Genomic DNA, 12,651 nt, shown 5'->3' on the forward strand with positions numbered 1-12,651 from the left:
GCATCGCTTTTTTGGGCGAACAGGGGAGCGTTTGCTCAAAAAAATCACAATAAAAAATAAAGATTATGTTAAAAACATTCATACAAAGGCCCGTTCTATCCACCGTTATCTCCATTTTACTGGTGATATTGGGTGTGCTTGGCCTAACCAGGTTGCCTTTGCAGCAATTTCCGGATATAGCCCCACCTGCAGTTTTGGTAGCGGCAGTATATCCAGGTGCCAATGCCGAAACTGTTTTACGCTCGGTAGCACCATCATTAGAAGAATCAATAAACGGCGTTGAAAACATGAGCTACATGAGCTCAATTGCCAGTAACGACGGTACATTGGCTATCACCGTTTACTTTAAACAGGGTACAAACCCTGATCAGGCAGCTGTTAACGTGCAGAACAGGGTAGCGCAAGCCACCAGTCAGTTGCCTGCAGAGGTGGTACAGCAAGGTATAACCACTACCAAACAGCAAAATAGTTTAATAGGCGCTGTGGGTATGTTTACCGACGATCCAAAAAAATACGATCAGGCGTTTGTAGCCAATTATGCGCAGATCAATATCATCCCTGAGTTAAAACGGATCCCGGGCGTAGGCTCGGCAAGCATATTTGGCGGTGTTAAAGATTACTCTATGCGCGTTTGGCTTAACCCAGCTCAAATGGCCGCTTATAAAGTTACCCCGGCCGAAGTAATGGATGCCATTCAGGATAAGAACCTGGAAGCAGCGCCCGGTAAATTAGGCGAGCGCAGCGATGAGGTTTTTGAGTATGTTATAAAATATAAGGGCAAACTAAGCAAACCCGAAGAATATGAGAATATAGCTATCCGCGCCAATTCAGACGGATCTGTGCTGCATTTGAAAGATGTAGCGCGTATCGAACTCGGATCATACTCTTATACCAGTATGACACACCTTAACGGAAAAGATGGTATTGCCATTGGTGTTATACAATTAGCGGGGTCAAACGCTAACGAGATTCAAATTGCAGTTGATAAGCTGATGGAGAAAGCCGCTAAAGATTTCCCCGCTGGTATCCATTTTAATAATTTCTACCGCACTAAAACCGCGTTGGATGAATCTATATCGCAAGTAGAACATACGCTGATAGAAGCCTTTATATTGGTGTTCTTGGTGGTGTACTTGTTTCTTCAGGATTTTCGCTCAACGCTTATTCCGGCCATTGCGGTGCCTGTGGCTATATTGGGTACTTTCTTTTTCATGAACCTGTTTGGCTTCTCAATCAACCTGCTTACGCTGTTTGCGCTGGTGCTTGCCATTGGTATTGTGGTGGATGATGCTATTGTGGTGGTAGAAGCCGTGCACGCCAAAATGGAGCGGGAACACTTGCCACCTAAGGAAGCCACTAATAAAGCCATGCACGAAATAACCGGTGCTATCATTTCCATTACGCTGGTTATGGCCGCGGTATTTTTACCCGTTGGTTTTATGACGGGTTCTACCGGGGTATTTTACAGGCAATTTGCGTTCACGATGTCAATAGCCATTGTAATATCAGCCGTTAACGCGTTAACGCTTAGTCCGGCATTGGCAGCATTGATCTTAAAGAGCAATCACAATGGCGCGGGCGCTAATGAACCTAAAAAAGGTTTTAAGGAAAAGTTCTATGCAGGCTTTAACCGCAGCTTCAGCACCATAACGGATAGATACCTGGGCGGTGTTAAATTCCTGATAAAAAATAAAAAAATAGCTATAGCTGGTTTGGCGCTGGTAATTGGCGCGACCGTATACCTGGTTAATACAACAAAATCAGGCTTTATCCCAACAGAAGACCAGGGCTTTATCGCCATATCAGTTAGCACACCTTCGGGGGCATCATTGCACCGTACAAGCGCCATAGTAAAGCAAGCGGAAGATGCTGCTAACGCTATGCCATCTGCGCGTTATGTTACCGGTATTTCCGGCTTTAATCTGTTAACCAACTCAACAAGTCCCTCATCAGCAGTGTTCTTTGTACTGCTTAAACCTTATGATGAACGGGGAGAGGTTAAAAATATAGACGAGATACAAAATATCCTGCGCGGAAAACTGGCAGAAATTACTGCCGGTAGCTTCTTTGTATTCAGCTTTCCAACTGTGCCCGGCTTTAGTAACGTGGAAGCACTGAACGTGGTATTGCAGGATAAAACAGGCGGCAAGCTGGATAAGTTTAGCGGCGTTGCCAATAATTTTATTGCAAAACTAATGGCTAAGCCAGCCATCGCCCAAGCATTCACCTCCTTTAAAGCCGATTATCCGCAGCTGCAGCTAGAGGTTGATGACGATAAGGCCAATCAGTTAGGTGTTAGCGTGAAGGATGTTTTGCAAACCATGCAGGCCTATTTTGGTAGCGCGCAGGCGTCAGACTTTAACCGTTTTGGTAAATACTACCGCGTAGTGGTTCAGGCTGATATAGCCGACCGTACCGACCCCGCGTCTATTGACCGTGTATTTGTGAAAAACAAAACAGGCGAAATGGTGCCTATCAGCACATTGGTTAAACTAACACGGGTTTATGGCTCAGAAACCGCCTCACGGTTTAACCTGTTTAACTCTATCGAGGTAAATGCTATCCCAAAACCAGGCTTTAGCTCCGGCGACGCCATAGAGGCGATAAAGGAAACCGCGAAAGAGGAATTACCTTCAGGTTTTACGTTTGAGTTCTCGGGTCAAACCCGCGAAGAGATCTCATCATTGGGGCAATCAAGCGTGATCTTTATGCTGTGCCTGGTGTTTGTTTACTTCCTGCTGGCAGCCCAGTACGAAAGTTATATACTGCCACTGGCTGTTATGCTGTCTATCCCAACCGGTATTTTAGGAACGTTTGTAGTGCTTGGCTTTACCGGTATTGAAAATAACATTTACGTACAGGTGGCCCTCATCATGCTGATAGGCTTGCTTGCCAAAAACGCTATCCTTATTGTGGAGTTTGCCGTACAGCGGCGGAAAGCGGGCTTGTCTTTAGTTGGCGCGGCCATGGAGGCTGCAAAATTAAGGCTAAGACCAATCATCATGACATCGTTGGCCTTCATCTTCGGATTGTTCCCGATGAGTATAGCAACGGGTCCATCTGCACAAGGTAACCATTCTATAAGTATCGGAGCAGCAGGAGGGATGGTATCCGGCGTTGTATTGGGCTTATTTATTATCCCTGTACTGTTCGTTATTTTCCAGGGTTTGCAGGAAAGGATAACCGGCAAACCAAAACCTGCTAAAACAGAAGGAGAACATCATTTAAACGGACACGCGGTGCACGAGTTAGAACCTGCTTTGAACGCTTAATTGGGATTCATCACTATAAAATCAAAAGAAATGAAAAAGTATTTAACCGGATTGGCACTTATCACTTTGATAATTAGTGCATGTTCCGTATCAAAAGATATAGCAACACCCAAACCCGAGACGCCTGTGGCATTTAGGTCTGCAGATGTTAAAACAACAGGCGATAGCAGCAGTATTGCCGATATACAATGGAGGCAGTTTTTTACAGAGCCTGTTTTACAGCGCCTTATTGATAGTGCCATTATAAATAATTACGATATGCAACTTGCAGTAAAAAACCTGGAGCAATCGCAATTGGTATTAAAGCAATCTAAATGGAACAATGTTCCGGAAGTTAATCTTAATGTGGGCGTAAGCTCAAGCCGCCCGTCAGACAATAGTTTGAATGGCATAAGCTTAAGCCAGTTTTTAGGTACCAAGCACATTGAAAACTACTCCGCTGATGTTTCTCTATCATGGGAGGCCGACATTTGGGGCAAGATCCGCAACCAGAACAAAATTGCACTGGCATCCTATCTGAAAACAAACGAGGCCAAAAAGTTTATCCAAACTAACATTGTAGCCGGCGTAGCGCAGGGTTATTACAATTTACTTATGCTTGACAGGCAGTTGGCCGTTGCAAAAAGAAATGTGCAACTTAATGATAGTACATTGCAAATTATACAACTGCAATATAACGCGGGGCAGGTTACGTCGTTAGGGGTACAGCAGGCCGAGGCACAACGCTTAGCAGCAGCCAGGCTGGTGCCGCAATTTGAGCAAGCTATTGCCTTGCAGGAAAACGCGCTGCGTATTTTAACAGGAGCCTTGCCGGATAAGGTAACACGCAATGCCACCTTAGATCAGTTTAATATACCTGATAATATAAGCACAGGCGTACCCTCAGTAGTTATAAGCCGCAGACCTGATGTACGGAGCGCGGAGTTTTCATTGAATATAGCCAACGCTAATGTAGGTGTTACTAAAGCCGAAATGTACCCGGCACTAAGAATTACTGCCGATGGTGGCGTCAACTCATTTAAGGCAAGCAACTGGTTTAACGTACCCGCATCATTATTCGGTATTGTAGCCGGTAGCGTTGTTGAGCCGCTAATTAATAAAAAACGATTAAGTACCAATTACAATATAGCGCAGGTAGAGCGGGAAAAAGTAGTGTTGCAGTTCCGGCAAACGGTGTTAAATGCCGTTGGTGAGGTGTCTAACTCTTTAGCAAGTATTGAAAAATTAAAAGAGGCACAAGTTATTGCTACGCAACGTGTAAGCACGCTCCAACAGGCAACTGGCAATGCCAATTTGCTGTTTAGAAATGGTATGGCTAACTACCTGGAAGTTATAACAGCACAAAGCAATGTATTGCAAAGCGAGCTGGAATTGGCGACTATAAAACGCGATGAACTAAACGCGGTGTCTTCATTGTATCGCGCTCTGGGTGGCGGGTGGCAGTAAAAGTTGGCAATTGATTATTAAAAACGCCGCTTCCGGATTGGATAGCGGCGTTTTGTCTTGAACGGTTCGAATTGACAAGGAATTGTATACAGCTTCAATGGTTATTGAAGCTTTAAAGGAAGGTGCAGTAGGTAAGACGCGAAAGGAGGAGCACAGGGAAATGTTATTTGATTTAATGGACCAATATATTGCCGATCACACTGCTATGCGTGATGCGGAATCTCTAACCGTTTACAGGTCGATAAAAATCATGCGCTAGTGGGCTGATAATAAGCGATATGCAGCAGTTGGAAAAAGAGCATATAAAACGGGATGAAATAAGTCTCACAATAAAAAAGACCAAAACAGAACTTTCTACACCACTTAATAACGTTACTGCTTCAATACTTGACAAGTATAGAGAACTTAATAAGCCACTTCCCTTAATTACCAGTCAAAAGCTCAATGCATACATCAAGGAGTTGTGTAAAATAGCGGAAATTAATGAACAGATCGACACAGTTCGGTATCGGGGTGCTAAACGTGAAACAACCACGTATCCAAAGTATGAATTAATTCATTTACACAGCGGTTGTAAAATATTTTGCACGTAGTCTCTTGAGAGGGGTATGAGTGCAGAACAAGTTAATAGTATAAATTAATGATTAAAACATCGCGATTTTAGCTGGACTCTGCTTAGCTTGTATATTAAGTAGTTACCTTGGCAATAAGATTTTTTATAAAGCCATATTTAAAGGCAGTTATCGGCATCTGATATCATTGACTCTTTCGTCTACCTATGAGAAAACATAGTGGTGTTTTTCTTATCAGATTTACTAACAAATAGCTCGTCAACAAAATCATTGTAAAGAATGCCAATCTCGTCAATACTATCATAGACAAACTATTGTTTAAATTAAATAGACGTATCACCTGATTAACAAAAGGGGTAGAAAGCACTATTATAATGGAGTGTATTAAATAAACACCGAAGGCGTATTGCCTAGGTTTCAAATACGAAATTTGCCAAAATTTATGTGTCTTTAATAAACTGAAGAAAATAATCAAACTTAGTATAATGTTTGATATTCTTATTGAAGCATAGGGATCTTCAGAATGGTTATAGGTTAAAATCATACCTTCTCTGCAAGATAAGAAGAACGCAATAAGAAATATCGGTACAACAATTTTCCAGGGCAGCATCTCAATTACTCTAAGTATTAATGGAGCCCGTTTTTTTATAATTACACCCAACCATACAAAAAAAGCATAACCTAAAAATGCAGTGGTGTGGTTGGCCGGTATTAAACTTAAATACAGATTGATGCCATAAAAAGTGGTAATTAAAGCCAAGACAGTTCCGTAACTGTTTTTCTGAAGCTGTGTTTTAAAAATGATCAGAATTACGCACGAAATAATGACAACCGGAATAAACCAATAAGCTGCATGAAAAATATCGCCTTTGTAAAATTCAAAAATCAAAGCAATTAGTTTTCGTTTACTACCAAGAAATATTTGATCAATTGGCAGCGTGATAAATAATTGAATTAAAACCAGCAGAGAGACAAATACCAACCAGGGAAGTATGGTTGACGAAAAACGATATTGTAAATAACTTACAACAGTAAATCTCTTTATTTTATCAGCTATCAAAAAGCCTGAGATCAGAAAAAAAAGTAGGGTGCCAACCCGTCCCAATTGCAACAAGGAAGACTGTAGTAATACAGCGTATAAGCCCGCGAAGTTCTTATCATCAAGATCCATGAGACAATGGCCCCATACTACAGAACACATGGCAACCACCCTTATGACGTCCAGGCGTAAATCAAAATCATTACGACCGGCATGTTTTTCAAAATAAATTCTTTCGGCGTTCATTTATATAATTGAGTTGAATGGTTCGCGATTGGAGAATTATTTAGGCCCGACACATCGACCGTGCTTATATCAGTTACTAACACTGGTTGCCCATTTATTGGGAACAACGCCGTATACTGTTTTTCTAATTCATCCAACGTTAATTTTATCCTATTGCGTTCTACTGCATACACTATACTTTTTTGCAATAACTTTGGTGTGAGGCAGTTTTTTAAAAAATAGACTGAAATGCCGAATGAAGGCGCTTTCCGTTGAAATGAATAGTTAGCATACCCTGTTAAAACAATAACGGGTACATTATCATTTGATCCTGCCATATCGGCGAGTTTCAAAATTTCCTCTTCATTGGTTAAAGAAATATCAAGTAGTATAGCGTCGAATGTGAAGATATTTGCAGCTATTATTTCTTTAGCTTCGTTTACGCTTTCACCACGAAGTGGTAGGAAAATATCTGACTGAAATGATAATGAATCACAAAAGATGGTAAGATGTTCTAAGTTATCCTCGATAACTAAAATATGATATAGTTTTTTCGACATGGAAGCAAAAAGTTATTGAGGTTTAAATCGGAACTATTTAAATGAGACTTACATTGAAAACGTAATGTGCTGCCACAAGCGCTATGTAAACGTATATCAACATTTAACATCATAATAGCTTTACGCACATTTGGTTCGCCATTGGGAAATGCTAATGAGGCCCATATAAGTATAGCGTTGAGTCTTACCGCCCCATTTGGATATCTGGGTAAGCTTATTTTACGGTCAATCCTAGCCAGGTAATAGGCTTCCATTGTTATAGCATAACAGTAAGCGACAAGCACGGCCAAATTCATAAATTCATCTATCTCTATTATCATGGGTGATTTTTTATCTAGGGTGGTTAATACAGGCTGGTAAAGGAATATTCAGGAGACGTTGGACTGCGCGAATTTTTAATAAATTTTTGAGTGAAAACTTATCTCCTATTAAAAAAGTTGTCAGTTTCATTATTGATGATCTTTTATCAAAATTGGCAAAACATCATCGGGGGAAATATAGACGCAACCATGAAAGTATTGTAGTCATTTAGTCTACAAACTAAAGATCTGCATTTGTGCTACGTGCAAGTGTTTCGTAGGGGGGTTATGGATTTCCGCCTTATATTGAAAAATGCGCTTGCGGTTCCTTACAGATGTAGTGTAGAAACGCTATAGAAAGGGATTGAAATGCGCGGATGCAGCAGCTGGTTATAAAAGCTTTTGTGTTATCACATAAGTAGTCAGTTCGGCATTATTCTTCATTCGCATTTTTTCAAGTATACGTGCCCTGTAAGTGCTAACGGTGGGCTTGCTTAATGAAAGGATATTGGCGATGTCAGAAACTGTTTTACCCGAGGCTATTAGTAATAAGGTTTGATATTCACGATCCGATAAAAGTTCGTGAGGGTCTTTATCGCTGGTCTCGTCAAGCAAATCCAGTAGTTTTTCCGAAAGCGCCGGGGAAACATATTTTTTTCCGTCGATAACCCGTCTTATTGCTTTTACCAGTTCCAGATCTGCAGCGTCTTTGGAGAGATACCCAGCTGCACCAAGTTTTAAAGCGCGTACAGCGATTTGCTCTTCACTATGAAAGCTAAATATCAAAACAGGGATTTTTATCTTATCGGCTTTAATTTGCTTCAAAATTTCTAATCCGTTACGTCCGGGCAGATCAATGTCAAGTATCAGAATATCCCAGGGACCATTTTTAAGTTGTTGAAAAACTTCAGCATAGCTAATCGCCTCGCCGAAACGGATGGCAGGGAATTCAGTTGTACATATTTGTTTTACACCTATCCGTATGGCGGAGTGATCGTCGGCTATTAATATATTAGTTGGCATTATTGTTCCATGTTAAAGTAATATTTGTACCTGCGGGTGAGTTGCTTTCAATAGTTAAATTAGCTCCAATCAAATGTGCGCGTTCCTGCATATTAAGTACGCCCATTGACAATGCGTTTCCGGCCTTATTTGTCAAAAAACCGCACCCATTATCGATTATAGTTAGTTGCCAATTATTATTTTTCTCTTCCAAACGCATTATAATTTCGGTTGCCTGAGCATGTTTCGCCGTGTTGTTAAGGGCCTCCTGACAGATACGGAAAATATTAATCTGAGTTGATTTGTCTATTTCTGGGGGCTCTACCGAAAAGTGACAAGCAGCCTTGAGACCAGTTTTTTTAGAGAATTCTGTAACCAGCCATTCAAGTGCAGGAAAGAGCCCTAATTTGTCAAGCAAGGCTGGCCGGAGCTCATTCGCAATTTTGCGGACAGAGGCGATACTTGTATTTACTTCTGCTAACAGCCCATCAATAATAATTTCCTGCGCCGCCATATCTTTTTTTGTTCGCTTAAGCGCAGTTAATGACATTTTTAGTCCCGTAAGTTGCTGGCCAAACTCATCATGTATTTCGCGGGCAATTCGGGATCGTTCATCTTCCAATACACTATTTAATTGACTTGCAAAACTGCGCACTCGCATCTCTGAAGATTCCAAGGCCAAGATCACTTTTTTTCGCTCCGCACTGTAGGCCATACTTTTGTACAATGCCGTTCCGGTTAATTCATCTTTTAGTAAATAATCTGCAATGCCCATTGCTAATGACCGGATGCCAAAAGCAAAGTCAGAATAGCCCGTCAACACAATCACGGAGGTGTCTCTGCACAATTCTACCATTTCACGTATCAAAGGTTCCCCTGCATGGTCCGGCAAGGTGATATCCAATAGAACAACATTATACACGTTACCGGCATTGATTAACTCCCGGGCCCGGCCAAAGGTTGGAGCCTGGCTTACAACTGCAATCATTTGTTCCGCAATCATCTCTTCAACCAGTAAAAAATCACCGGGATTATCCTCCACAACCAGTACTTCATAAAGTTCGTTAGTATGTGCAATCATTATTTTAAGGATATTAACCGAGTCTTGGCGTTATGGTAAACTTTAAATTACGCATTGGTTGAGCAATTCAAGGCTTAGCTAACATTACTCCGTATCTTGGTTTGATTAAATATATGAACAATGCGCCAAATAAATGTTCTAAAACGGGCAGATAAATCGGGAGCGCCACGTAAAATTATTATGTCGGGAAGATCTTCATTTAACAAATCCGGCTTAACTGCCAGGGTGTCAATTACATCATTTATATAAGGTAAGATCCAAATGGCGCTTATAATCCGTTGTTTTTCCAAATCACTTTTTACTATACCATCTACTGAGACTCGCCCTTGTACAACTTTCAAACGGATATGGCCTTCTTTTTCCACATTAAGGTAGTCTAAGGTTTCCAGGATATGCTCAGCAATTATTGCATCGGTTGATTTTATTTGAGACGAGGGTATCACAATAAGCTGGTCAACAAGCGCTCTAACCCCGGAGATTCGCCAAACAGCCTGTCCCGCTGATATTTTTTGAGAATAGCAACTTACGTTGCCATCTAATACTACTACACCATTTTTAACGCTCACACCAATATTAGCAACATTTGGATTAATCTGGTCATCCAAAGCAGCCATGACCTCGAGCTGGATTGTTTTTGCGGTTTTCATATTTGTATTTTTAAATTTCGGCCAATAAGAGCTTGTAGCCTGTAGTATGGTTTATGAAAGGATTGTCATGTTTTGATCTACAAGTCTGTACATCAGGTATTTAAAATGAGGGTTTATAAGCTTACGTGAACGCCGATACCGCCAAAGTTATTAAGGTATGATTTGACGCCGAGCGCTACTTTGGGGGTTATGAAATATTTAGCAGAAAGCGTACTGTAAAACATTCTGCCGTATTCAAATCTATTTCCACCTGCTTTATAAATATAGTGCTCGTACCCACCCAGGTAATAACCATAACTGCCCGAGAATACCATCCTTCCCAAACGCATATCCACACCTGTATTTAACCCGACATTAAAATTGCTGTATACCGGCGTGTAATCGCCTTGAAATGTTTGCATAAACGCCGCGGTGTCGCTGGTGGCCGATCCTAATGGAGATGTTTTTGATGAATATACTATATCTGTGCCTAATGTGAGCCCTAAAACATTATTTATGTAATGGGTGTAAGATGCAGTAAGACCGGCTTTAACAATAGGCGTAGTTGAATTGCGAAATGTTTTATCCAGTTGTAAGTTAACACCCTTTAATTGATAAAATCCTGTTGTTATTTGTCCTGTGTAGCCTGCGATAAGTTCAACTGAAATGGGATTCCTTCCTAATTTAAATTTAGGTACACGCATATTTCCTGATGACAGTCCCTGTGTTATGCCGATGAAAGATTCTACTTTGTTTAACCCAATATTTGGATGACTGGTGTTAGAATTTGAACAGTGTGCAATACCTGCCCCTATAATCAAGTGTGTGTTATAAGTTACTGGCAGCACAAGTTTTAACTTTGCGCTACTTATAGCGTTTAAACGGCCCCCCATAACCTGATTTACTCCTCCTGTAGTAACATAATCCTTATCAGAATACAAAACACCGAAGGCAGGTGCTAAGAGCACTTTAACCCCGTTAATGTTTATCAATCTGATATCCATTCCGGCTGATAAAGCGATATGGTTACCAAAGTATCCCTGATCGCGAAACTTGGGATTGTATACGGTTAAAGCATCACTGCCGCTAACACCATTCATATTATACAGTGTAGCATCTATGGATATGCTTTCAACGTTCAGTAACCTAGTCCATTCCGATTCATTTTTCGCGGTGCTGATATTATAATTAATACCGATTCCTTTATATGCGCCCTGTGTGCCAAACATGGTGGCGCCGTACATAAAATTTGCACCAATGGTGTTTCTGTTTTGTGCATACACTGATGATGTTACCGTTAATAACAATAGTATTAGTTTTAATTTACATGTCAGTTTCATATTTCAATGGTTTTGAATTAGTCTCCTTTTTTCATTACCAAAATTGGCCAATGCCCTAGCGGATTAGGTTAGAATGAAATATGAAAAGCACATAATTATTTGAGTGACAATGCCTGATGATTTTGTAGAACAAATCATTACGCTGGTTTCATCATCCGTACTATGGGAAGGCTCTGCTGGGTTAAGCAACTTTGTTTTATAAAAATACTAAACGATACGCAGGGCGCTAACTCCAAAAATCAATATCATGAAAAAGCTATTATTTATTGCAATTATAATTGTGAGTTGCAAAAAGGAACTGCCGGATATCACTTATCCCACCGGCACGCGGTTCAATCTTAAAAACACATCACTGGATAATATAGCGCTTGACAAAAACGGATTACGAGTTGTACCTACCAATCCATTCACGGTAGAAAGCATTTGGCCCAAAAAGTCATCTGGCATTAAATTTTATACCTGCCACAGCGCCAATGGTAATGAATATAAAATCCCCGAAACTAATATGGACATACTATACATCCCGTCTAATTAGCTGGTATATAACCAAAATTGATAGATATGATAAATAGCATTACAATGAAAAAAATATTTGCCGGCATGTGGTTGTTAATACTTGCTGTAGCAATTGCCAGCTTGTTTTGGTATAATGATTTAAAGTATCGTATACCAACGCCTGTTCCTATTGGTTATCAACCTGTTGCGCAAGGACAGCTCATCAATCTGCCAGTTTTAAAAGCGTATGATAAAAAACCGGTACTACTGCATTTTTTCAATCCGGCCTGCCCGTGCTCAAGGTTTAACATTCGCACGGTTAAAGCATTGATAAAACAATATGGCAGCGAAGTAAACTTTATTATTGTAGTAATAAGTAACAAACCGTATACAGTTAGTGAGATTCAAGATAAGTTTGGCTCGAATCTGCCTGTTCTGTTTAATGGCATTTATGCAAAAACATGCGGGGTGTATTCAACTCCGCAAGCTGTATTGCTTGATCCTGAACACAGGCTAAACTACAGGGGTAACTACAATAGCAGTCGTTACTGTACCGACGAAAAAACCGCCTATGCTAAAATAGCTATTAATGAAATGTTGGCTAACAATACCCGCGTAAAATTCAGCCAATTCGCTTTACGGGCCTATGGATGCCAACTACCTAACTGCAATAAAAATTAATTATGGAAAGTAT

11 protein-coding genes are annotated in these 12,651 nt (G+C 40.6%); 5 read left to right on the top strand and 6 right to left on the bottom strand.

Annotated features, from left to right (window positions below):
- Nucleotides 1–65: 65 nt before the first annotated feature.
- From ACFQZS_RS09010 to ACFQZS_RS09020, 3 genes are all read left to right on the top strand, one after another.
- The gene (locus tag ACFQZS_RS09010) at nt 66–3,272 is read left to right on the top strand and encodes an efflux RND transporter permease subunit (protein ID WP_377099392.1); all 3,207 of its coding nucleotides are present in this window, start codon (nt 66–68) and stop codon (nt 3,270–3,272) included.
- A 30-nt stretch (nt 3,273–3,302) separates the two neighbouring features.
- Nucleotides 3,303–4,718 (top strand): efflux transporter outer membrane subunit, encoded by a 1,416-nt coding sequence (locus ACFQZS_RS09015; RefSeq protein ID WP_377099394.1) that lies wholly within the window; start codon nt 3,303–3,305, stop codon nt 4,716–4,718.
- Between the two features lie 278 nt (nt 4,719–4,996).
- The gene (locus tag ACFQZS_RS09020; RefSeq protein ID WP_377099396.1) at nt 4,997–5,311 is read left to right on the top strand and encodes a hypothetical protein; all 315 of its coding nucleotides are present in this window, start codon (nt 4,997–4,999) and stop codon (nt 5,309–5,311) included.
- A 163-nt stretch (nt 5,312–5,474) separates the two neighbouring features.
- Here the strand turns inward: ACFQZS_RS09020 and ACFQZS_RS09025 are convergent, their stop codons facing one another.
- The 6 genes from ACFQZS_RS09025 to ACFQZS_RS09050 form a co-directional block, all read right to left on the bottom strand.
- Complete coding sequence (locus ACFQZS_RS09025) at nt 5,475–6,575, bottom strand: acyltransferase family protein (RefSeq protein ID WP_377099398.1); 1,101 nt, start codon at nt 6,573–6,575, stop codon at nt 5,475–5,477.
- Entirely contained in the window at nt 6,572–7,114 is a 543-nt protein-coding gene (locus ACFQZS_RS09030; protein WP_377099400.1) for a hypothetical protein, read from the bottom strand. The genes ACFQZS_RS09025 and ACFQZS_RS09030 overlap by 4 nt, the downstream gene beginning before the upstream one ends.
- A gap of 689 nt (nt 7,115–7,803) precedes the next feature.
- Complete coding sequence (locus ACFQZS_RS09035) at nt 7,804–8,436, bottom strand: response regulator (protein WP_377099402.1); 633 nt, start codon at nt 8,434–8,436, stop codon at nt 7,804–7,806.
- A complete protein-coding gene (locus tag ACFQZS_RS09040) occupies nt 8,426–9,496 on the bottom strand; it encodes an ATP-binding response regulator (protein ID WP_377099403.1) in 1,071 nt (356 codons plus the stop codon). Before ACFQZS_RS09040 ends, ACFQZS_RS09035 begins: the two co-directional genes overlap by 11 nt.
- Nucleotides 9,497–9,570: 74 nt before the next feature.
- Nucleotides 9,571–10,143, bottom strand: a complete 573-nt coding sequence (locus tag ACFQZS_RS09045) for a BON domain-containing protein (RefSeq protein WP_377099405.1) — start codon at nt 10,141–10,143, stop codon at nt 9,571–9,573.
- 113 nt (nt 10,144–10,256) lie between these two features.
- Nucleotides 10,257–11,462 carry a hypothetical protein gene (locus ACFQZS_RS09050; protein WP_377099407.1) on the bottom strand — a complete coding sequence of 402 codons (1,206 nt, stop codon included), beginning with the start codon at nt 11,460–11,462 and terminating at the stop codon, nt 10,257–10,259.
- 247 nt (nt 11,463–11,709) lie between these two features.
- Between ACFQZS_RS09050 and ACFQZS_RS09055 the strand changes: the two genes are divergently transcribed.
- A complete protein-coding gene (locus ACFQZS_RS09055) occupies nt 11,710–11,997 on the top strand; it encodes a hypothetical protein (protein ID WP_377099408.1) in 288 nt (95 codons plus the stop codon).
- A gap of 44 nt (nt 11,998–12,041) precedes the next feature.
- Nucleotides 12,042–12,638, top strand: coding sequence for a DUF6436 domain-containing protein (locus ACFQZS_RS09060; RefSeq protein WP_377099409.1), 597 nt, complete (start codon nt 12,042–12,044; stop codon nt 12,636–12,638).
- Nucleotides 12,639–12,651 lie beyond the last annotated feature (13 nt).

The sequence above is a fragment of the Mucilaginibacter calamicampi genome, assembly GCF_042676765.1.
GTDB lineage: Bacteria > Bacteroidota > Bacteroidia > Sphingobacteriales > Sphingobacteriaceae > Mucilaginibacter > Mucilaginibacter calamicampi.

Excerpts from the sequence above, each read along its gene's own strand:
- ACFQZS_RS09010 (WP_377099392.1), top strand. The coding sequence starts at position 66 with ATGTTAAAAACATTCATACAAAGGCCCGTTCTATCCACCGTTATCTCC.
- ACFQZS_RS09015 (WP_377099394.1), top strand. The coding sequence starts at position 3,303 with ATGAAAAAGTATTTAACCGGATTGGCACTTATCACTTTGATAATTAGT.
- ACFQZS_RS09020 (WP_377099396.1), top strand. The coding sequence starts at position 4,997 with ATGCAGCAGTTGGAAAAAGAGCATATAAAACGGGATGAAATAAGTCTC.
- ACFQZS_RS09025 (WP_377099398.1), bottom strand. The coding sequence starts at position 6,575 with ATGAACGCCGAAAGAATTTATTTTGAAAAACATGCCGGTCGTAATGAT.
- ACFQZS_RS09030 (WP_377099400.1), bottom strand. The coding sequence starts at position 7,114 with ATGTCGAAAAAACTATATCATATTTTAGTTATCGAGGATAACTTAGAA.
- ACFQZS_RS09035 (WP_377099402.1), bottom strand. The coding sequence starts at position 8,436 with ATGCCAACTAATATATTAATAGCCGACGATCACTCCGCCATACGGATA.
- ACFQZS_RS09040 (WP_377099403.1), bottom strand. The coding sequence starts at position 9,496 with ATGATTGCACATACTAACGAACTTTATGAAGTACTGGTTGTGGAGGAT.
- ACFQZS_RS09045 (WP_377099405.1), bottom strand. The coding sequence starts at position 10,143 with ATGAAAACCGCAAAAACAATCCAGCTCGAGGTCATGGCTGCTTTGGAT.
- ACFQZS_RS09050 (WP_377099407.1), bottom strand. The coding sequence starts at position 11,462 with ATGAAACTGACATGTAAATTAAAACTAATACTATTGTTATTAACGGTA.
- ACFQZS_RS09055 (WP_377099408.1), top strand. The coding sequence starts at position 11,710 with ATGAAAAAGCTATTATTTATTGCAATTATAATTGTGAGTTGCAAAAAG.
- ACFQZS_RS09060 (WP_377099409.1), top strand. The coding sequence starts at position 12,042 with ATGAAAAAAATATTTGCCGGCATGTGGTTGTTAATACTTGCTGTAGCA.